This is a genomic window from Pseudomonas sp. NGC7, assembly GCF_047159675.1.
Lineage (GTDB): Bacteria > Pseudomonadota > Gammaproteobacteria > Pseudomonadales > Pseudomonadaceae > Aquipseudomonas > Aquipseudomonas kermanshahensis.
This window is the reverse complement of record NZ_BAAFZY010000001.1, coordinates 731304-751465: the sequence shown is the minus strand read 5'-3', so window position 1 is coordinate 751465 and position 20162 is coordinate 731304. Positions and strand designations below refer to the sequence as shown.

15 protein-coding genes and 1 pseudogene are annotated in these 20162 nt (G+C 64.6%); 11 read left to right on the top strand and 5 right to left on the bottom strand.

Annotated features, from left to right (window positions below; all coding sequences use genetic code 11):
• Nucleotides 1-129: 129 nt before the first annotated feature.
• Nucleotides 130-1215, top strand: a pseudogene (locus tag ACMCNM_RS03415) (cache domain-containing protein); the annotation flags it as partial.
• A gap of 90 nt (nt 1216-1305) precedes the next feature.
• Nucleotides 1306-2073, top strand: a complete 768-nt coding sequence (locus tag ACMCNM_RS03410) for a methyl-accepting chemotaxis protein (protein WP_371098032.1) — start codon at nt 1306-1308, stop codon at nt 2071-2073.
• A 105-nt stretch (nt 2074-2178) separates the two neighbouring features.
• Here ACMCNM_RS03410 and ACMCNM_RS03405 read toward each other — a convergent pair whose 3' ends face one another.
• Nucleotides 2179-2958: an AraC family transcriptional regulator gene (locus ACMCNM_RS03405; protein WP_412763947.1), complete on the bottom strand. Its 780-nt coding sequence runs from the start codon at nt 2956-2958 to the stop codon at nt 2179-2181.
• Nucleotides 2959-3031: 73 nt separating this feature from the next.
• Complete coding sequence (locus ACMCNM_RS03400; protein WP_412763946.1) at nt 3032-4309, bottom strand: acetyl-CoA C-acetyltransferase; 1278 nt, start codon at nt 4307-4309, stop codon at nt 3032-3034.
• Between the two features lie 118 nt (nt 4310-4427).
• Here ACMCNM_RS03400 and ACMCNM_RS03395 point away from each other — a divergent pair, with 118 nt between their 5' ends.
• The 8 genes from ACMCNM_RS03395 (at nt 4428) to ACMCNM_RS03360 (ending at nt 10544) form a co-directional block, all read left to right on the top strand.
• A complete protein-coding gene (locus ACMCNM_RS03395; protein WP_412763945.1) occupies nt 4428-5780 on the top strand; it encodes a 3-oxoacyl-ACP reductase in 1353 nt (450 codons plus the stop codon).
• A 2-nt stretch (nt 5781-5782) separates the two neighbouring features.
• Nucleotides 5783-6634, top strand: a complete 852-nt coding sequence (locus ACMCNM_RS03390; protein WP_412763944.1) for a MaoC family dehydratase — start codon at nt 5783-5785, stop codon at nt 6632-6634.
• A gap of 62 nt (nt 6635-6696) precedes the next feature.
• Nucleotides 6697-7002, top strand: a complete 306-nt coding sequence (locus tag ACMCNM_RS03385; RefSeq protein ID WP_027594968.1) for a MazG-like family protein — start codon at nt 6697-6699, stop codon at nt 7000-7002.
• The gene (locus ACMCNM_RS03380; RefSeq protein WP_099428255.1) at nt 6999-7748 is read left to right on the top strand and encodes a methyltransferase; all 750 of its coding nucleotides are present in this window, start codon (nt 6999-7001) and stop codon (nt 7746-7748) included. Before ACMCNM_RS03385 ends, ACMCNM_RS03380 begins: the two co-directional genes overlap by 4 nt.
• Before the next feature lie 22 nt (nt 7749-7770).
• Nucleotides 7771-8397, top strand: coding sequence for a DUF4136 domain-containing protein (locus tag ACMCNM_RS03375; protein ID WP_412763943.1), 627 nt, complete (start codon nt 7771-7773; stop codon nt 8395-8397).
• Between the two features lie 19 nt (nt 8398-8416).
• Nucleotides 8417-8986 carry a DUF4136 domain-containing protein gene (locus ACMCNM_RS03370; RefSeq protein WP_027594965.1) on the top strand — a complete coding sequence of 190 codons (570 nt, stop codon included), beginning with the start codon at nt 8417-8419 and terminating at the stop codon, nt 8984-8986.
• Between the two features lie 191 nt (nt 8987-9177).
• Nucleotides 9178-9648: a prepilin peptidase gene (locus tag ACMCNM_RS03365; protein ID WP_027594964.1), complete on the top strand. Its 471-nt coding sequence runs from the start codon at nt 9178-9180 to the stop codon at nt 9646-9648.
• Between the two features lie 119 nt (nt 9649-9767).
• Nucleotides 9768-10544 (top strand): response regulator transcription factor, encoded by a 777-nt coding sequence (locus tag ACMCNM_RS03360; RefSeq protein WP_027594963.1) that lies wholly within the window; start codon nt 9768-9770, stop codon nt 10542-10544.
• 57 nt (nt 10545-10601) lie between these two features.
• Here the strand turns inward: ACMCNM_RS03360 and ACMCNM_RS03355 are convergent, their stop codons facing one another.
• Together ACMCNM_RS03355 and pbpC are read right to left on the bottom strand one after the other, a co-directional pair.
• Complete coding sequence (locus ACMCNM_RS03355) at nt 10602-12275, bottom strand: ShlB/FhaC/HecB family hemolysin secretion/activation protein (protein ID WP_412763942.1); 1674 nt, start codon at nt 12273-12275, stop codon at nt 10602-10604.
• 93 nt (nt 12276-12368) lie between these two features.
• Nucleotides 12369-14723 (bottom strand): peptidoglycan glycosyltransferase PbpC, encoded by a 2355-nt coding sequence (gene pbpC, locus ACMCNM_RS03350; protein WP_186682098.1) that lies wholly within the window; start codon nt 14721-14723, stop codon nt 12369-12371.
• A 77-nt stretch (nt 14724-14800) separates the two neighbouring features.
• Here pbpC and ACMCNM_RS03345 point away from each other — a divergent pair, with 77 nt between their 5' ends.
• Complete coding sequence (locus ACMCNM_RS03345; RefSeq protein ID WP_027594960.1) at nt 14801-15094, top strand: hypothetical protein; 294 nt, start codon at nt 14801-14803, stop codon at nt 15092-15094.
• Between the two features lie 137 nt (nt 15095-15231).
• Here the strand turns inward: ACMCNM_RS03345 and ACMCNM_RS03340 are convergent, their stop codons facing one another.
• Nucleotides 15232-20142: an alpha-2-macroglobulin family protein gene (locus tag ACMCNM_RS03340; RefSeq protein WP_412763941.1), complete on the bottom strand. Its 4911-nt coding sequence runs from the start codon at nt 20140-20142 to the stop codon at nt 15232-15234.
• Nucleotides 20143-20162: the final 20 nt, after the last annotated feature.

Sequence of the window (20162 nt, the reverse complement as noted above, 5' to 3'; positions counted from 1 at the left end):
GACCGAATCATCGCCTAGTGCGACATTCCCTAATAAATACGGGCATTTGCCTTCATCTAATCCCGGACGCTGCCGATGCAGTAACTACCTGCCTCGTGTGTCGACAACAAAAAAATTCCGGGAGCGTCGATGAGCATCAAACAGAAACTGACCTGGGCATTCGCGGTCATCGCCGGCTTGCCCATCGTCCTCGTGGCCACCTTGGTGGTCCTCAACCTGCGCGGCGAAGCCCGCGACGGATTCCTCGACAGCAGCAGCCGGGAAATTCGCCAGGTCAGCAACGCGATGAACATCTTCTTCCAGGGCATCAACCAGAACGTCGAATACCTGGCCTCGCAACCCATGATTGCGGCCACGGGCAACAACCTGAACAAGTTCATGAGCGCCAACCCATCGTATGAGCTGGGCGAGCAGGACAAGCAGGTGCTCGAGTTCTTCACCCGCCTGGCCGATTCCCACCCAGGCTACGCCTACCTTTCCTACGGTGTCAGCGATGGCGGCTATGTCGGCTGGCCCGCGGGGCAGAAGTTCGTCAACTACGACCCCCGCCCTCGCCCGTGGTACCAATTGGCCATGGCCAACCCTGGCAAAACCCTGCGTACCGGCGCCTATTACTGGGCCGCCGACGACGCCGTGCTGGTCAGCACCGTGCGCGCCGTGGCCAACCAGCTGGGTAACCCGGGTGGCGTGGTCAACATCGATGTGTCGCTCAAGGGCCTGACCCAGATCGTCCAGCAGATCAAGCTGGGCGAAAGCGGCTACCTGATGCTGGTGGAAAACAACGGCAACGTGATGGTCGACCCACGTGACGCCAGCCACAACTTCAAGCAACTGGGCAGCTTCGGTAACGGCTATGCCGACCTGGCCAAGGCAGGTAAAGGGCTGGTCGAAGTCGAGCTCAATGGCGTGCGCTACATGGCCAACATCTACCCCGACGAGCAACTGGGCTGGACCTTCATCGGCCTGATCGAGCAAAGCGAAGTGATGCAGACCACCACCCGCCTGACGTGGTTGATCGGCACCATCGCACTGGTGCTGGCCGCGCTGTTCGCCGTGGTCGGTACGGCGTTCGCCAAGCTGATCGTGCGCCCGATCAACAGCGTCACCAGCGGCCTGGAAGACATCGCCCAGGGCGAAGGCGACCTGACCCGCAACCTGGAAGTGCGCGGGCGCGACGAAACCGCCCAACTGGCCAGCTGGTTCAACCAGTTCCTCGGGGCGATCCGCAGCCTGATCCAGCACATCGGCTCTGCCGCCAGCAAGATCCTCAGCACCTCCACCAGCTCGACCCGGGTGTCCAGTGACATGGCCGAGGCGGCCGGGCGCCAGCGCGAAGCCGTGGACATGGTCTCTACCGCCTTCCACGAAATGGTCGCCACCGCCAACGAAGTCGCCCGCTCTTGCAGCCAGGCGGCGCAGTCGGCCGACAGTGGCCAGCAGCAAGCCCGTGAAGGCCAGCAGCAGATCGATGCAGCCGTGAACAGCGTCGACCGCCTGAGCCAGGAGATCGAGCAATCGGCCCAGTCGATTCAGCAGCTGGAACGCGACAGCAACGCCATCCAGTCGATCCTCGGCACCATTCGCTCGATTGCCGAGCAGACCAACCTGCTGGCCCTCAATGCCGCGATCGAGGCCGCCCGCGCCGGTGAACAGGGCCGTGGCTTCGCCGTCGTCGCCGATGAAGTGCGGGCGCTGGCCAAGCGTACCGCCGACTCCACCGCCGAGATCGATGGCCTGCTGGGCAACCTGGCCAGCCGCACCGCCGAAGTTGCCGAACAGATGCACGCCAGCCTGGAAGTGTCGCAGCAGTCGGTCAGCCGCATTGGCCTGGCCCGCGACAGCTTTGGCCAGATCCGTGAGTCGGTGGACGTGATTCGCGACATGAACACGCAAATCGCCACGGCAGCGGAAGAGCAGCATCAGGTGGCCGAGGACATCAACCGGCACATCAGCCAGATCCATGGCGATGCGCAACTGGTGGCCGAACTGGCCCAGGCTGCGCGCCAAGACTCGGAGAGCCTGGCAGGGTTGTCCAACGAGCTGGATTCGCTGGTACGACGCTTCCGTACCTGACAGCGCAAGCGACCTGTAGGAGCAGCCTTGTGCTGCGAAGAGGCCGGTGACAACAGCATAAATTTTCGCTGCTATCACTGGCCTCTTCGCAGCACAAGGCTGCTCCTACAGTTTCAGTTCCCCTGGCGTCGCCCCAAACAACTGCTTGAACGCCGCGATGTAAGCCGAGGTCGAGTCATACCCACACCCCAATGCGGCCTCCGTTACATTCTCCCCCGCCTCCAGCAACGCCAGCGATGACAGCAGCCGCATGCGCTGACGCCAGTTGCGAAAGCCCAACCCCGTCTCACGCTGAAACAGCCGCATCAGCGTCTTCTCCGAACACTCCAGTTGCAGCGCCCATTGCTGCAAGGTCTGGGCTGTATCCGGTGCCGCGATCAGACCATTACACAACGCCAGCAACCCCGGATGACGCGGGAGGGGCAACGAGAACCCGACTTCCGGCAACGTGCGCAACTGGTCGAGCAGCACCGCGACCAATCGCGATTCGGCGCTGTCGGCTTCCGGGTAATCCGCCGGGAACAGGCAGAACTGCTTGATCAACTCCCGCGCCAGCGGCGTCACCTCCAGCACCCGGCAGTGCTCCGGCGCCCACGGGCAGGCATCGCGGCGCACGTACAGGCTGCGCATTTCGGCCTGCATCGACGTTACTACCTCGTGTTCGGCGTCCGCCGGGATCCACACGCCCCACTGAGGGGGCGCGAAATAGCTGCCATCGCGGGTGTAGACGCCGAGAACGCCACTGATGGCGTAGGAAAACTGCACCCAGTCGTGCTGATGGCGAGTGGTCCAGGAGCCGGCGCCGAGGCTTTCGGCGCGGGCATAAAGGGGCCTGGGCAGGTGGTCGAGCGCCGGGATGGCCCGGGGATGTCCGATGATCGGCATGGCGGCTTCTTGTAGTTCTGATCGGACAAGCCTACCAGTTACGCGCCATGACTGTGGCATCTGCGCCGCCTGATCACCGTTCGACGATGACCGTCACCCCTTGCCCACCTGCCGCACAAATCGATATCAAACCGCGGCCCTTCCCCGCCGCGGCCAGCAGCTTCGCCAGGTGGGCCAATATCCGCCCTCCGGTCGCGGCAAACGGATGCCCCGCCGCCAGCGAGCTGCCTTTGACGTTGAGCTTGCTGCGGTCGATTGCCCCAAGCGGTGCGTCCAGCCCCAGGCGATCACGGCAGTACTCCGCATCCTCCCAGGCCTTGAGGGTGCACAGCACCTGGGCGGCGAAGGCTTCGTGAATCTCGTAGTAGTCAAAATCCTGCAGGCTCAACCCATTGCGCGCCAACAGGCGCGGCACTGCGTACACCGGCGCCATCAACAACCCTTCACGGCCCGTGACGAAATCCACCGCTGCGATCTCGCCGTCAACCAGGTAGGCCAACACCGGAAGCCCCTGTGCCTGCGCCCATTCCTCCGTACCCAACAGCACCAGCGATGCGCCATCGGTCAAAGGGGTGGAGTTGCCTGCGGTAAGCGTGCCCAGCCCGCTGCGGTCGAATGCCGGTTTGAGCTTGGCCAGTTGCTCCAAGGTCAGGTCCGGCCGCAGGTTGTTGTCACGGCTAAGTGCCAGGAAGGGCGTGAGCAGATCATCCTGCCAGCCTTCGGCATAGGAGGCCGCCAGCCGCTGATGGCTAAGCAAGGTCAGTGCATCCTGCTCGGCGCGGTCGATCCGCCAAGCCTGCGCCATGCGCTCGCAATGCTCGCCCATCGACAGGCCTGTGCGCGGCTCGCCATTGCGCGGCAACTCAGGCTTCAGGTGACCAGGGCGCAACTTCAGGAACGGCTTCAGCCGTTCACCCAGGCTTTTGCCGCGGTTGGCCTCCAGCAGTATGTGGCGCAACCCTTCGTTGACGGCAATCGGCGCATCGGAGGTGGTGTCGACACCGCCCGCGATGCCGCTGTCGATCTGCCCAAGGGCAATCTTGTTGGCCACCAGCAAGGCCGCCTCCAGCCCCGTGCCGCAGGCCTGCTGGATGTCGTAGGCCGGCGTGCGCGGCGACAAACGCGAACCGAGCACGCATTCGCGGGTCAGGTTCATGTCACGGGAGTGCTTCAGCACCGCGCCCGCCACCACTTCGCCCAGCTGCAGCCCATGCAAGCGGTAACGCTCGATCAGGCCCTCCAGGGCGACAGTCAGCATCGCCTGGTTGCTGGCGGTGGCGTAGGCACCATTGGAACGGGCGAACGGGATTCGGTTGCCGCCAATGATCGCGACCCGGCGAGGTGAACGCATGCGCATGTTCCTCCTGAAACAATTTAAACCGTACAGCCTAGGTGTTTTTACCGCATTCGAACGACCTTGCCACAAAGTTGGTCCACACTTTCAAGCTTGCCTTCAGGGAGACCCACTCATGAGCGATCGCTACCTCGGCTTTGCCAACTCCAACCTCGGCCGCCGCCTTGTGGATGCCCTTGGCCTGCCACACCCGGCCCCGCTGGAGCGCTGGCAGGCAGGCCGCCAGCGCCCGGTAGAGGGTGCCCTGGTCCTGGGTGGCGGGCCACTGACGCGCCAGGTAGAGGCCATCGCCCCACGCCTCACCGACGAACTCTACAGCTTCAATGCCGAAGGGTTACAGGCGCCGGCCTGGGTTGCAGGGCTAGGGCCGAAGCTCAAAGCCGTGGTGTTCGATGCCACTCACCTGTCCGACAGCGATGAATTGAAGCAGTTGCGCGAATTTTTCCAGCCGTTGCTGCGCAGCCTGGCGCCCTGCGCCCACGTGGTGATCCTCGGGCGCGCGCCAGAAGGCCTCGACGACCCACTGGCCAGTGTCACGCAACGGGCGCTCGAAGGGTTCAGCCGCTCGCTGGCCAAAGAGCTGCGCAATGGTGCGACCGCACAGTTGCTGTATATCGGCCAAGGTGCTGAAGACCAGTTGGAAGGTGCCCTGCGCTTCTTCCTTTCGCCCAAGAGCGCGTTCATTTCTGGCCAAGTGCTGCGCCTTGAAGCCTGCGCCAGCCAGGTCGAGGACTGGACCCGCCCGCTTGGCGGACGACGCGCCCTGGTGACCGGCGCTGCACGCGGTATCGGCGCCGCGATTGCCGAAACCCTGGCGCGGGACGGCGCCGAGGTGCTGCTGCTGGATGTGCCGCAAGCCCGGCAAGACCTCGAAGCCCTCGCCGCGCGGCTGGGCGGCAAGGCACTGGCGCTGGACATCTGCGCCAATGACGCCGCAGCGCAGTTGCTCGAAGCGCTGCCCGGGGGTATCGACATCGTGGTGCACAATGCCGGCATCACCCGCGACAAGACCCTGGCCAACATGACCCCCGAATATTGGGATGCGGTGATGGCCGTGAACCTCAAGGCACCGCAGGTACTCACCCAGGCACTGTATGACGCAGGCGCGCTCGGCGAGAACGCGCGCATCACGCTGCTGGCGTCGGTCAGCGGCATTGCCGGTAACCGCGGGCAGGCCAACTATGCGGCGAGCAAGGCCGGCTTGATCGGCTTCGCCCAGGCCTGGGCGGCAAAACTCGCAGCCCAGGGTGCCAGCATCAATGCCGTGGCCCCCGGCTTCATCGAAACGCACATGACCGCCGCCATGCCTATGGGGCTGCGCGAGGCCGGGCGGCGCTTGAGCTCACTGGGCCAAGGCGGGCGGCCACAAGACGTCGCCGAGGCCATCGCCTGGCTCAGCCAGCCCGGCTCCGGCGCGGTCAATGGCCAGGTGCTGCGGGTCTGTGGCCAAGCGCTGATGGGGGCCTGACCATGAGCCGACACTGGCACGACCTGCACGCCCCGGACTCACGCGCGAGCCTTTACCTGCGTGCGGCCAGCAAGCGCAAGATCAGCGGCGACAAGCTGCCCGACGAAGGCCTGCGCTGCGTGATGCGGGTTCAGCCCGACAACCTGGCAGCCTACCGCCGACTCTGTCACTTCACCGACGATGGCCGCCTGCCCGCTACTTATCCCCATGTGATGGCCTTCCCCCTGCAATTGCAGCTGCTGACGGCGCACAGCTTCCCCTTCCCGTTGCTCGGGCTGGTGCATCTGCAGAACCGCATCGAGGTGTTGCGGCCACTGGGCGGCATCGATGCATTACGTTTCGCCGTCTACGCCGACAACCTGCAACCCCACGCCAAGGGCGCCACCTTCGACCTCATTACGGAAGCCGAAGATGGCCTGGGCCTGCTCTGGCGCGAATGCAGCCGCACGCTGGTACGCGGGCTACGCCTGGAGGGCCAGGCCAGCGAGCAAACAGACAGCGCGCCTGACGCACTGGCAGAGGCGAGCCGCTGGTATGCCGACAGCGATATCGGCCGGCGTTACGCCAAGGTCTGTGGCGACTACAACCCGATTCACCTGAGCGCCGCCAGTGCACGACTGTTCGGGTTCCCCAAGGCCATTGCCCATGGCATGTGGAGCAAAGCCATGGCACTGGCGGCCCTGCGCGGGCACCTGCCGAACAGCGGCTACAGCTTCGAGGTGGAGTTCCGCAAACCGGTGCGATTGCCTTCCGAGGTGGTGCTCAGTGCCAGCGAAGCCGGGCCAGAAGGTGAACTACGGCTGGATGGGCAGGGTGAGTTGCTGCACATGGTTGGCCGTTGGGGTGGCCTGTAGGCGCAGGCCTCTTGCTTTGCATCGGGCCTGCGCCGAAGCTATGCGGCATTAGGAGACCCCCGATGAACCTGCAAGAACTCACCGAACGCCTGCACCGGATCCGCGACAACAACGATTGGCGCGGCTTCCACAGCCCTAAGAACCTGGCCATGGCCGCCAGCGTTGAAATGGCCGAACTGGTCGAAATCTTCCAGTGGCTGAGCGAGGACCAATCCCGCCAGCTGCCTGCCGACACACTCGCCCACGCCGGCCAAGAGGTGGGCGATGTGGTGCTCTACCTGTTGCTGCTGTGCAGCGAGCTGGGCCTGGACATGGACCAGGTGGTCAGGGCCAAGCTGGCCGACAGTGAAAGGCGCTTCGCCCGATGAACGACCGTCACTTTGATGAACTGGCCACCCGCTTCGCCGAGAAAATCTACGGCGGTGCCAAGGGCGCCATTCGCCTGGCCGTGCTGCAGGCCGACCTGGCCGAAACCTTGCCCGATCGCCCGCTGCGCATACTCGACATCGGTGCAGGCCTGGGCCACATGGCCCTGTGGCTGGCACAACGCGGCCATCACCTGACCCTCGCCGAACCCGCCGCGCCCATGCTCGACGGTGCCCGCGCGCGCTTTGCCGAGGCCGGCCAGACGGCCACCTTCATCCAGGCACCGTGGCAGGACCTGCTGGGCCAGCTGACCGAACCCTACGACCTGGTGCTGTGCCACGCCGTGCTCGAATGGCTGGCCGAACCCGAAAGCATCCTACCCGTGCTGCACCAGCTCACTGCGCCCAGCGGGTGGCTTTCGCTGGCGTTCTACAACCGCGACGCACTGGTCTATCGCAACCTGCTCAAGGGCCATTTCCGCAAACTGCGCAGCAACCGCCTGGAAGGTGAAAAGCAGAGCCTGACCCCGCAGAAACCCCTTGATCCGCGTGAGCTCAAGGCGCAACTTGATCCTATGTGGCAGGTCGAAAGCGAGAGTGGCGTCAGGGTGTTCCACGACTACATGCCCAAGGAGTTCCAAGCCAAGGCCGAAATGCTCGACCTGCTGGAAATGGAACTGGCCCACCGCCGACACCCAAGCTTTGCCGGGCTCGGTCGCTACCTGCACTGGATCTGCCGCCCCCGCTGACCCCGCCCGCCGGGAGGAATACATGCCGTACCGTCTGTTGTGCCTGGCCCTGCTGCCCCTTGCCCTGGCTGCCTGCCAGGGCAGCAACCCATATGTCGCCAGTAGCCGCCCCTTACCGCCCGCCCCTGCGCAGGCGGCCACCACCTTCGATGCCAGTGCCTACCCGGCACCCGCCCGCGACTACGGGCACTACCGCAGCTGGAGCTGGCGTGACGGCCAGTTGCCCAGCGGCACAGCCAATGCCGACCCGGCACAACTGGCCGATGCCATCAGCGGCGCGCTCGACCAGCATGGCCTGCGCCCTGCCCGGGGCAGCGCCGGCGATTTGCTGGTAAGCGCCGACATGCGCCTGGAAAAACGCCTGCGCCAAGTACGTGACTACGACCCCTACTACGGCCCCTACCCCTACGGCAGTGTGGGTTATGGCGGCTACCGCAACGGCTACGGTGCCTATGCCAGCACGCCGATCGTGCGCACCTACGAGGTGGAGGTGATGGTGGTACGCATCGATCTGTACGACGCTCGCAGCGGCCAGCCGGTGTGGAGCGCCAGTGCTGAAAGCAACAGCGACAAGGACTCGCCGCGTGATCGCGAAAGCGCCTTGCGTGATTCGGTGCACAAGGCGCTCAGCGGCTATCCTCCCAGTTAACGTTTAACGGAGAACCATCATGTTGCGCCGTCTCGTTCTACTGTCATTCGCGCTGGTGCTCACGGCCTGCTCGAGCAACAACGTCCAGCAGGATTTCGACGCCAGCCGCGATTTTGCCGCCTACCGCAGCTGGGCGTGGCAGGAACCCGGCTTGCAATACCGCCCGGACGACCCTCGCATCAAAAGCGACCTGACCGAGCAGCGCATTCGCCAGGCCGTGGCCGACCAGCTCGACCAGCGCGGCCTGCGCCCGGCACAGGGCAATGCGCGGCCTGACCTGAAAGTGCGCGCCTACCTCATCGTCGAGCAGCGTCAGCAGCAGATCACTACCAACTATGGCGGTGGCTGGGGTGGTTACTGGGGTGGCTACTGGGGCGGGCCGATGTACAACGAAACCCGCAGCGTCGACTACAAGGTCGCCACCATCCAGGTCGACATGTTCGATGGGCGGGACGACAAGCTGGTCTGGCGTGGCAGTGCTGAACAGATCATGAACAATTACCCGCCAAGCCCGGAAGAACGTAACAACGCGATCCAGAATACGGTGACCAATGTGCTGAGCAACTACCCACCCGGCAGCAAGAAGTAATGCGCCGAGGCCCATCGTCGGCTTGCCGGCGATGGGCCAACACAGGCCCCGTCAGCTGCGACATCTTCTGATCCCGTCACGCCTTTTTCCCTTCCCGCCGCGCCCGCTTGCAACTTCGCGTCTACCCTGAATTCAAGGAAACCTGACTGACCGGGTAGAAGTGTTCAACAATTAGGGAAGGCGACCTGCCAATGCAAAGCATTGTTCTTCTGATGTGGCTTGCCTTGTGCTCCGAACAGGATGTGCGTCAACGGCAAATATCCAACGCGCTGACCCTGGGCGTCGCTGCCTGCGCCCTGGCCTGGCTGTTCGCCACCGGCCACAGCTGGATCGGTGCCGACGCCAGCGACGCCGGTTGGGCGCTGGCCATCGTCATGCTGCTGACGTTACCCGGCTACATGCTCGGGCGTTTCGGCGCCGACGACGTCAAATTGATGGGCGCCCTGGCGCTCGCCACCAGTCCTCAATATGTGCTCGGCACCTTCATTGGTGCGGGTATCACAGTCGTGCTCTGGCTGCTGTCGCGTCGCCGCCTGTGGACCTTGCTCAATCCTAAGGTCAAGAAGCGCTTGCAGGCCCTGACGGAGCAAATGGGCGACAAACAGGCCTTCGTACCGTACGTCCTGGCGGGCTTTATGCTGACAGCCGTATGGATCCAATAATCATCCCTGTTGTCCTATAACTTGTACGGACCTTGTACAGAATTGCCAACTGCGACTATTTTTAAGCTGCCGGAGTGTCTAGCCCGGGAGCAGGGCCGATTACGAACAGGGAGTTGATCGTGAACAAGCCGTCCAGTGAAGTGAAGGTGCTGGTGGTCGATGACCAGCCATTGATCGTCGAACAATTGTGTGAATACCTCGAAAGCCAGGGCCACGTGTGCGTCCCAGCCCATTCCACTGCCCAAGCCATCGAGCGCTACTCGGCTGACCAAAAGATTGGCTTGGTGCTGTGCGACCTGCACATGCCCGAGCGTGATGGCATTGAGCTGGTCCACGCCTTGAAGGAACTCGCCGGCAACAAGCGTATGTTCGAAGCCATCATGCTGACCGGTCGTGCCGACAAGCAGGACGTGATCCGCGCCTTGCGCGCGGGCTTTGTCGACTATTACCAAAAACCGGTAGATTTTAACGAGCTGCTCGAAGGTTTGCGCCGTCAGGAAGAGGCTCTGCTGGAGCGTCAGCGCAACATGAAAGACCTCGGTGGCCTCAACCAGCGCCTGCAGGACCTGGCAGAGTCGGTCGACGAGCTCTACCACGACCTGGAAAAGGCCCGCGGCCAAGGCGTGCACCGCCGTGCCAGCGATGTCGAAGAAAGTGAAAACGAGCTGCCCGCCGTCTTCGAGAAGCTGTCGCCGCGTCAACTGGAAGTGGCCCGCCTGGTGAGCAAAGGCAAGACCAATTACCAGATTGCCTGTGAACTGGGCATTACCGAGAACACCGTGAAACTCTACGTTTCCCAAGTGCTGCGCCTGACCCACATGCACAACCGCACGCAGCTGGCGCTCGCGCTGACGCCGAGTTCTTCACCGGTGCATCAGCGCTTTACCGCTCATTGAAACACTGGCCTGTCAGCGGCATCCGAGTTGCCGTTGATAGGCCATTAGCCCCACGCCTCATTCCATCTGGTAGGTAAGGCTTAGCGTCACGCGTGGCCCGCGGCTCAGGCTATCCAGGGCAACATCCGCTAAGGGTTTCGCGACTTCCACCGCCAAATTGAAGTAGCGCCCATCCCCCAACCGCAGCCCCAGCGCAGCGGACGCCATGTGGGCATCCTCGACATTGCTGCGGTTGTACCAAGCCTGCGCAGAATCGAGTACCGCATAGGGTTGCAGCACCTTCAGCCAGTTACCGTTGTGCCGAACACTGTAGCCAAGCTCGTACGCTACCCCCCACCCCTTGTCCCCTGCTGCCTGGTCGCGTGGATAACCGCGGCCGAAAGTTTGCCCGCCAAACACCGCCCGCTCGCTGTCGGGCAGCGTGTCGTCACTCCAGTACAAGGCACCAGACGCCACCCCCTGCCAATCATTGAACAACGCGTCGCTCTGCAACCCCGAGAGGCGAAAACGCAGAAAGTCCAGGTCATAGTTGGCGTCGCTGCGTGCCCCCAGGTAATCCAGGCCTTGATAGACGCCAGCACTGACGATACGCAAGCGACGACCGTCGGCCTTGCGCCAATTGCCTTCAAATGACACCGCGCGTACGTAGCTGTCGTACTCGTGTGACGGCAACAGCCCCGCAGGCCGGTCTTCGAGGTGCTCACTGATCGCGTAGAAGCGCCCCGCCACCGTCATCCACTCATCCGCCTTGACGATCAGCGGCTGGCCAAGGCCAACCGAATAACGCTCGCTTTCACGCTGCTGAGTCAAATCGCTGCCGTCCTCCAGCCGAATTCGGGTGCCCGGCGTGCTGCGATAGCGCGAAGCCGAAACCAGCAACTGGCTGCCTTCAGCATCCAGGTACTGGCTGTAGTCCAACCGCTGGTAATGCGCCTGGTCATCGCCGGGGGGCAGCAACACGCTTGCCTGAAACTGCTCGGCATAGCGGGTCTGGGCGTTGCTGGTGACGGTGAACAGCGCCTGGGCGTCCTCACGGCTGCCATCGCTTACGGTAACGCCAGCGGCGAACGGCGTACGCCGCGCATGGACCGTCAGCTGAGCGGCGCCCTCAGGCGACTGCGCCGCAGCCAATTCAGCGTCCACCACCACGCCGGGAAGGCGCTCGGCGAGGCCCAGGTAGCGATCGAGTGTTTCCCGCGTAAGCGGGCGTTCCGCCTGCAAGCGCTGCAGCAACTGCTGCAGGTAGGTGCGGGCCGAGCCGATGTCGCCTTCCAGCTGGTACCCGTGGATATAGCCCTCGACCAAAACCACCTCAACACGGCCGTCAGCGACATCCTGCGGCGGGAGGTAAGCGTACGACAGCAGGTAGCCTTCTTGCCGGTAACGTTGAGTAAGGCGCGCGGTGTACTGCTGCAACTCGCCCAGCGTGGTTTCACGCCCGATCAACGGCTGGTAGTGGTCACGCAGGTCACTCAAGGGGAACACCGTCCCCCCTTCGAAGCGCACCTTGTGCAACACCAGGCGGGTCTCCAGCGGCGCCCAGCCTGCCGCGCTGGCGTTCGGCAGCGCCAGCCGCAGGCGTGGGGCAAGTGGGCGGTAGGTGTCCAGCGGCAGGTTGGCGGCGGGCAGGCGACGCTCGTTTTCGTGGCTGTCGAGAAAGCCCGGCAACGGCTCTGCGCGGGCCATCAAGGCCCAGGGCAGCAACAAAAGAGGCATGACCAGAGGACGCATAGGACGCTCCATGATCCCTCGTGTACCGGGGCGCCAGCCGGTCACACCCGTCTTGTGCAAAGCGTAGGTGCTGGCCCGGCAATCGTCGAACGGCTACTCGCTGACCTGAAACGCCACCCGCGCGGTCTCGCCACTTTCATCCAGCGCGCTGAGCTCGATCTGCCCGGGCCGTTCGAAACGTACCAGCAGGCTATCCTGGCCTTGGGTCTCGCCCAACGGCTGGCCGTTGAGGAACCACCAGCGCCGCCCGCCGCCGCCCAAGGCGGAAACGTGCAATTGCAACGGTTCGCTGCTGGTTGCCGGACGGCGCAGGTTGTCCCCCGGGCGCACGCCGACAATCGACAGCGGGGGTGCGCTGGCGGGCGCCTGCGGTGGGCAGGCCGGGTCTACTGCCGGCAGGCGCGCTGCACGCCGTTCGACCCTGGGCAGCCAAGGCTCCAGCGGGGCGGGCCAGAGCGCGATGTCGCGTACCTTGGCCCCAGGGCAACTGCCGTCGACCCGCAGCCCTTGCGCATTGACCCAGACGCGCTCACGCAGGCCCAGCCCGAGCGGCTGATCGGCCGCCTGTAAGGTCGGCGGCGTGGTGCCGTCAAGGGTCCAGGCAAAGCGCTGGCGGCGGCAGTTGGGGTCTTGCCGATTCATCGGCTGGCCCAGCGGCCAGCAGATGGCTGCCACGCCGATGGTAGGGGGCACCTGCTCGACCGGCACGCTGATACCGCGCTGGGCATCGCGGTTGCTTAGCAGGTCATGCACCTGAAGCATCAACGGCGCCGCCGATGCCAGGCCGAACTGCCCGGGTACCGGTGTGCCGTCGGGGCGGCCGATCCATACACCAATCAAGTAGCGCGGGCCGACCCCAATCGACCAGGCGTCACGAAAGCCATAGCTGGTACCGGTCTTCCAGGCCAGTTGCGGGCGCTGCACCAGTTCGGCGTGCGGGTCGCGGTCAGGGCGTGCCTGGCCGCTCAGAATACGCCGGATAATCCACGCCGCCCCTGGCGACAGCAGGCGTCGCTCTACCAGCGGGTCCTGCGGCTGCAGGCGGATGCGCGCACTGTTGCCGGCCCGGGCCAGCGCCGCATAACCGCCGACCAGGTCTTCCAGGCGGCTGCCCGCCCCCCCGAGGATCAACGACAAGTTGGGCTCGGCCAAGGGCGGCAGCATCAGCGGCATGCCGGCCATGCGCAATTGCGCGGCGAAGCGTTTCGGGCCATATGCTTCCAGCAACTGAACGGCCGGCAGGTTGAGCGACAGCGCCAGTGCCGAGCTGGCCGACACCGGCCCGCTGAACCCCATCGAGAAGTTGCCGGGCCGATAGTCGCCGTAGCGCCTGGGCACATCCTGCAGCAGCGATTCGGAGTGGATCAGGCCGTCATCCAAGGCCATGCCGTAGAGGAAGGGTTTGAGCGTGGAACCGGGCGAGCGCAATGAGCGCACCATGTCGACGTGGCCGAAGCGGCGTGCGTCGCTAAGGTCGATCGAACCCAGGTAGGCGCGCACTGCCATGGTCTGCGCCTCGACCACCAGGATCGCCGCCGACGTGCGCTCCGGCAGGCGTGCGCGCCAGCCCAGCAGCAGGTCTTCGAGGCGCCTTTGCAAGGCTGCGTCTAGGGTGGTGCGAATCAGCGGTGGGCTATTCGCCGTGTTAAGCCGCCGCGCCAGCAACGGTGCCAGTGCCGGTTCCTGACGTGGCGCCAGCAGCAAGGGCTCCTCGGCAGCTTCCTTGAGCTGCTGGGCTGGCCATACCTGGTATTCCTCCAGGCGCTGCAGCACTTTGTCGCGCGCACGCTGGGCACGCTCGGGGTGGCGGTCCGGGCGCAAGCGGCTGGGTGCCTGGGGCAGCACCGCAAGCAGCGCCGCCTCGGCAGGTGTCAGGTGTTTGGGCGATTTGCCCAAGTACGCCCAGCTGGCCGCTGCCACGCCCTGCAGGGTGCCGCCAAAGGGTGCACGGTCGAGGTAGATCTGCAGGATTTCGCGCTTCGACAGGTGCCACTCCAGCTGCGCTGTACGCCATAACTGGCGCAGCTTGCCGGCCAGCGTCCGGTCATGCGGATCGAGCAAGCGCGCCACCTGCATCGACAGCGTACTGCCCCCCGACACCACGCGCCCTCCACGCAGGTTCAGCCAGGCCGCACGGGCCAGGGCCAGCGGGTTGACCCCAGGGTGGCGATAGAACCAGCGGTCCTCGTAGGTCAGCAGCGCCTGCAGGTACAGCGGCGAGACCTGTTCCGGGCTGACCGGGTAGCGCCACACGCCATCGGCGTCGGCAAAGCGCCACAACGGCGTGCCGTCTTCGGCCAGCACCACCCGCGCCAGGTCGTCGCCGGGCATGGGCAACGGCCAGATACGGTCGGCCAGCCACACCAGGCCCACGGCCAGGACCAGGGTGATGGCGCTACCACGCACAATCCTGCCCGCACGCGTGCGCGGCCGCGCTAAGCTTGGCATCGGGAACCGACTTGGCCAACTGATGGCCAAAGGCTTGGGAACGGCAACCTCGCCGGTGTGTTGATCAGGAAGCAACTATGCATGTAGAAGATTTTTTCGGGTGGCTGGGCCACGCACTCGGGTCGTTGATCCGCTTTATCGTCGACGCATTGAGCGGGCTGTTCAACCTGCTGGCCAATGCCGGCGGTAATTTCATCGATGGCCTGGCACGCACCCTGGGCATGGACACCTCGCTGGTCAGCATCCTTGCCCTGGTCGTCGGCCTGATGCTGCTGTACTCGGCAATCCGCGCCTTCATGCGCGCTTCGATCATCCTCGGGATCATTTGGTTGGTGCTGGGGTTGTGGGTGATGAGCTGGGTGATTCACTAAAGGCCATCGCCGCACCTCGCAGTGTGTGTGTGTAGGAGCAGCCTTGTGCTGCGAAGAGGCCGGTACAGGCAACAGGATTTTCGTTGCTCATACCGGCCTCTTCGCAGCACAAGGCTGCTCCTACAAGAGGCAGGCTTTTAGCGGGCTTTGACGGTCATCTCGCCTTGCCCATCGCCCACTGCCTGCAGGTTCGGGCGGTACATCGACTCGACCTGCGGCGGCGGCACACGGTAGGTGCCCGGGGTTACTGCTCGCGCCAGGTACAGCAGGTGCGTGGTGCCATAGCTGTCCAGCTTGAGCGCTGCGACGTAACGGTCATCGCGGTACTCCTGGTGCAGCACGCTGGCGTTCTGCATCGACTCACGCCACGCCTTCACGGCACTGCTGGCATTCTCGAGGCTGGCCGCACTCTGTGCCAGGTTCTGGTTTTCCAGCTCAAGCCCCGCTGGCAGCAAATCCACCACCAGCGCATCCGGCACACGGTCTTCGGCCTTGAGGGCCAGGTGCACCAGCACCAGGTCGCCGCTGCGCAGGTTGTGCAGGTCCAACGCCTGGCCATTCATGCCCAGGTACTCACGACGAATCTGCAGACCATTGCCACCGGCTGCCGGCGCCTGGCGCGGGTAGCCAGACAGCGTCAACTGCTGGTAAAGCGTCTCGCTGCCTTCGTTTTGCACCGTCAGCGGCGACGCCAGTAGCGGGCCTTCGAGCTTGAGGCCGGTTTCGGCGTTGTTGAACTCGCGGATCTCCCCCGCGCTGTCCAGACGCGCCTGCCACTTGCCTTCCGGCTTGCCGAGCAAACCACGGCCAGCGAGGAACAGCGCGTTACGTTCCTGGGTAGACAGCCAGCGGTTGGCCGCCAACTCGTCCGACAGTGCGAACAGGCGTTGGTCGACCTGCTTGCTGGCCAGGTTGCTCTCCTGCAACAGCGCCAGAATCAGCGCCTGGTCGCGCAGGCTGCTGCCGTAGTCAGCCATCCAGCCTTTGCTGCGGCCAATACCCAGGCCGGCTTGCAGGGCCTGCTCGGAACGTGGCTTGTCGCCCATCTTCTCCAGCGCTACCGCCAGCTGCACCAGCGGCAAGCCGGAGCGGGCGTCGGCACGGCGTTCGAAAAGCCCGCGCAAGGCACCCAAGGGCGCCTGCTGGCTGCGCGACAGAACCAGGGCAGCATAAGCCTGCACGGCGAAGCGGGTATGGTCAGCGTTCTCGCTGTAGTCGACCTCGATCAGGTTGCGTTCCTGCAGGTAGCGCAGCAAGCGCTCGTTGGCCTTCTTCAGCGCCTCGGCAGGCACGCCGTAGCCCTGGTCACGGGCGCGCAGCAAGAAGTCGGTGACGTAGGCGGTCAACCAGTACTCTTCTTCACTGTCCGAACTCCACAGGCCGAAGCTGCCGTTGTAACGCTGCATGCCCAGCAGGTGCTCGATGCCCATTTCGATCTTGCGCTTGCGCACGTCGGCCGGTTCGCCCTTGATCCCCAAGCGTTTGAGGCTTTCGGCATCGGCGTAGAGCGACGGATAAAGGCCGCTGGTGGTCTGCTCCAGGCACCCATAGGGGTAGGCTTCGAGGGCTCGAATCTGTTCGGCCAGGTTCAGCGGCGGCCGGCTCGACAAGACCAGGCTCGCTTCAAGGCCCGCCGGTTCGAAGGCGGCCAGGTCCGCCTCGGGCAACGCCCATGGCTGGTCCTTCAAGGCAACCCGGTAGTGCTTGAGCATCGCCGGATAAGCCGGGCGCACACCCAAGGTCCATTCACGCTCGAAGGCCGTGGCCGGCTCGTTTGGCAGTTGCAGGCCATTGACCCGCACGCGCACCTTGCCCTGCCCCAGGCCGCCTTGGGCCTGCACCGGAATCATCAGCGTGCGGCGTTGGCCTTCGTCCAGCGCGACGCTTTGCACCGCGCTCGCCGCCAGGCTCAACTGGCCTTCGGTGCTGATCTCCACATTCAGTTGCTGGGCGCGGCCCGACAGGTTGGCCAGGTCCAGCGCCAGGCTGGTGCGGTCGCCACCGGCCAGGAAGCGCGGTGCCGAAAGCTCGGCGATCAGCGGCGCAGCCACCACCGTCTTGCCCTCGGCCACGCCGAAGTGATCCTCGGTCCAGGCCTGCGCCATCAGCCGCAGTTCGCCATTGAAGTCGGGGATGTCGACCGTGGCCTGGCCCTCGCCCTTCTCGTCCAGGGTCACCGGCAGGCTCTGCTGCGCGACGATGGTCACCGTGGTGTTGGGGCGTTTGCCACCCTTGGCCATGGCCGCATCACCGCCAAAGGCCAGGCTGGCGAGGCGGCCCTGGCCGGCCTCGATCAACTGGCCGTAGATGTCCAACTGGTCGGCGCCATACGCTTTGCGGCCGAACAGGCTGGTGAACGGGTCAGGGGTCTTGAAGTCGGTGATGTTGAGGATGCCGACATCAACTGCCGACAGCAGTACATGCACCTGCTGCCCCGCAGCCGCTGGGCTGCCATCGGCATTGGCCACCTTGAACTTGACTGTTAACGGCTGCTTGGGCCGCATCTTCTCCGGCGCCTGCAAGCTGACCGCGAGCTTACGCCCGGCCCGGTCGAGTGGCAGGTGCAGCACGCCCACCGCGCGTTTCGGTGTGGCATTGGCCTTGCGCTCGCCGGGGCGAATCACCAGGGCGCTGATATACAGGTCGTGGCGTGCCCACTTCTTGTCCAGTTGCACGTCGAAGGTCTTGCCTTCGGCCGGCACCTCGATCTCTTGCCACCACAACGGGCCATCGCTGGACTCGATCATCAGGTAGCCGCTGCCTGCGGCAGGCGGGGTCACCGTGACTTTGGCGGTGGCACCATCGGCGTAGGACGGTTTGTCCAGGGCCAGCTTGACCTGGTCCGGGCGTACTGCGCCGCCTTCGGCGTTGTCCTGGGCGCGATAGCCCGCCCAGAAGCGCTCGCTGGACACCAGGCCAGTCTCTGGGTCTTCGACCTCGACCCGGTAAGGGCCCCACTCGACCTGGAACGACAACTTGGCGGTCGAGCCGGCCTTGACGCTGACGGTCTCTTCGCTCTGGGTGAGGAATTTCTCGTTGTAGTTGTAGCTCCAGCCGTCGCTCTGCGAGTAGTTCCAGTAGTAGTCACGGCGCTCGCGAATCAAGCGCACCTTGAGGTCATTGGCCGCCAGCTTCTTGCCATCACGGTCGGCCACCAGGAACTCGAATTCCACCGGGCCGTCACTGTCGGTTTCCTCGCCTTCGAACAGGCCGCGCAGGCCCGGCAAACGTTCGGCAGGCCAGATCGGCTGTTCCAGGCGACGGGTGATCGGCCGGCCACCGGACTCCTGCAGGCTGGCCTGCACGGTCAGTTGCAGTGGCGAGCGGGCTTCGGCCCAGCGGCTTTCGATATCGACAACTGCCTTGCCGGCCTGGTCGAGGGTGACTTCGTCCAGCTCCAGGTCCTGGTTCAACTCGGTTTCGGTGACCGAACCGAACTGGTAACCCGGCAGCGCCGGCACTGCTTCGCGCAACGGGCGCACGTAAGCTTGGCCACTCAGCCGGTTACCCGCAGCCGGCGCGCCGTAAAGGTAGCGGCCATTGACCTGGATGTGGGCGTCCTGATCAGGCGCAAGCGGTGCGCTGCTGCCTTTGAGCTCCAACGCCAAACGTTCGGGGAGGAAGTCTTCGACCAGAAACTCGTAGACCTGCTTGCGCCCGCCCCCCAGGTCGAGCAGCAATTGCCAGCGACCGGTCGGCGCCTCGCCGGCCAGTTGCAGTTGGTACTGGTAAAGGCCACTGCCATCCGCCTCCCAAACAAACTTGCGGCTGACCTGCTCATCAGGGCGACGCACTTCCACACTGACCGGCTGGGCCTTGACCGGCTTGCCATCCTGGTCGCGCAGCAGGCCGTTGAGCAGCACGGTCTCACCCGGGCGATACAGGTCGCGCGGGCCGAAGATGAACAACTGCAAAGGGTTGGCTTGCGGGCCGGTGATATCGAATTCGGCCAGGTCCAGGGCTGCAGTGTTCAGGCGCAGCAACGTGGTGTGCACGCCTTGCGTGGCAATCAGGGTATCGGCCTTGGGCGTGATCGGCAGTTCGGCGTGGCCGTCGCCATCGGTCTTGGCCTGGGCCAGTAACTTGCCCTTCTCGTCATGCACCTCGAGGTTGACGTCTTTCATCGCCTTGCCGCCTTCCAGGGCTTGGGCGAACACATCGAGGCGGTCGCGGTAGCGGTGCGCAGAGACACCGATGTCGCTGAGGCTGAACAGGGTCGCCGGCTGCGAGTAATCATAGGTGCCCGAGGCACGCATCACTGCCAGGTACACGCCCGGTTCCTGCAGCGGCTTGATCCCGGCGATCGGCAGCAGCACGGTCTCGCGGGTGTTGCGCGCGGGGTTGAGATCGAAGCGGCCGCTGTAGACCAGCTCGGCCATGTCCAGGGTTTCTTTGGACTGGTAGTAGTACAGGCTGCTGTTACGCCCCCAGTTGACCAGGAAGGTCGAGAGCATCTCGGGCTTCACGCGGAAGAACTCGACATCGACCTTGTCGACGTTCAGGGCGATCACCGGCAAGCCTTCGGCCAGGCGCGTGGGCAGCAACGAACCGCGGCTGGCAAAGCCGATGGTCGGCTGCATGTCGCGGGTTTCCAGGCGGGTGACCGACTCGCTGTCGAGCGCGTTGCCATTGACCGCCAGCAGGCCTTTGTCGACCGTGAGCACCAGCTTGCGCTGCGGCTCCAGGTGGCGCAGGCGCAGTTCCATCTGGTTGTCGGAGAGTTCCCAGGCCCCGTCGACCTTGCCTTTGACGGTGTCGACCAGGTGCAGTTTGCCGGCGAAGTCCTGTGTGGCATCCAGCGGCGCGGAGAAGCTGATCGACAGCGCGCTGGCGCCGTCGAGCTGCACTTCCGAGACGTCCAGCACCGTGAGCGCCCGGCCCTCGTAGCGCTTGGCGAGTACGGCAGGGTCTTCGCGCTTGGCCGCTGGGGCCTCGGCGGGCGCGGTGGCTGCCGGTTTCTCGGCCGGCGCGGGTTTGCCCGGCGCGGAGGAGTCACAAGCACTGAGCAAAGCCAGCGCGCAGGCCAGCAACAATCCTTTGTTGAACATGGAGTAGGAACTCTTAGGCA

What these genes read in the sequence shown, in the direction of transcription:
- ACMCNM_RS03405 (WP_412763947.1), bottom strand. Translation starts at nt 2,958, where the DNA reads ATGCCGATCATCGGACATCCCCGGGCCATCCCGGCGCTCGACCACCTG.
- ACMCNM_RS03380 (WP_099428255.1), top strand. Translation starts at nt 6,999, where the DNA reads ATGAACGACCGTCACTTTGATGAACTGGCCACCCGCTTCGCCGAGAAA.
- ACMCNM_RS03345 (WP_027594960.1), top strand. Translation starts at nt 14,801, where the DNA reads ATGCATGTAGAAGATTTTTTCGGGTGGCTGGGCCACGCACTCGGGTCG.
- ACMCNM_RS03375 (WP_412763943.1), top strand. Translation starts at nt 7,771, where the DNA reads ATGCCGTACCGTCTGTTGTGCCTGGCCCTGCTGCCCCTTGCCCTGGCT.
- ACMCNM_RS03340 (WP_412763941.1), bottom strand. Translation starts at nt 20,142, where the DNA reads ATGTTCAACAAAGGATTGTTGCTGGCCTGCGCGCTGGCTTTGCTCAGT.
- ACMCNM_RS03400 (WP_412763946.1), bottom strand. Translation starts at nt 4,309, where the DNA reads ATGCGTTCACCTCGCCGGGTCGCGATCATTGGCGGCAACCGAATCCCG.
- pbpC (WP_186682098.1), bottom strand. Translation starts at nt 14,723, where the DNA reads ATGCCAAGCTTAGCGCGGCCGCGCACGCGTGCGGGCAGGATTGTGCGT.
- ACMCNM_RS03385 (WP_027594968.1), top strand. Translation starts at nt 6,697, where the DNA reads ATGAACCTGCAAGAACTCACCGAACGCCTGCACCGGATCCGCGACAAC.
- ACMCNM_RS03370 (WP_027594965.1), top strand. Translation starts at nt 8,417, where the DNA reads ATGTTGCGCCGTCTCGTTCTACTGTCATTCGCGCTGGTGCTCACGGCC.
- ACMCNM_RS03410 (WP_371098032.1), top strand. Translation starts at nt 1,306, where the DNA reads ATGGCCGAGGCGGCCGGGCGCCAGCGCGAAGCCGTGGACATGGTCTCT.
- ACMCNM_RS03395 (WP_412763945.1), top strand. Translation starts at nt 4,428, where the DNA reads ATGAGCGATCGCTACCTCGGCTTTGCCAACTCCAACCTCGGCCGCCGC.
- ACMCNM_RS03365 (WP_027594964.1), top strand. Translation starts at nt 9,178, where the DNA reads ATGCAAAGCATTGTTCTTCTGATGTGGCTTGCCTTGTGCTCCGAACAG.
- ACMCNM_RS03355 (WP_412763942.1), bottom strand. Translation starts at nt 12,275, where the DNA reads ATGCGTCCTCTGGTCATGCCTCTTTTGTTGCTGCCCTGGGCCTTGATG.
- ACMCNM_RS03390 (WP_412763944.1), top strand. Translation starts at nt 5,783, where the DNA reads ATGAGCCGACACTGGCACGACCTGCACGCCCCGGACTCACGCGCGAGC.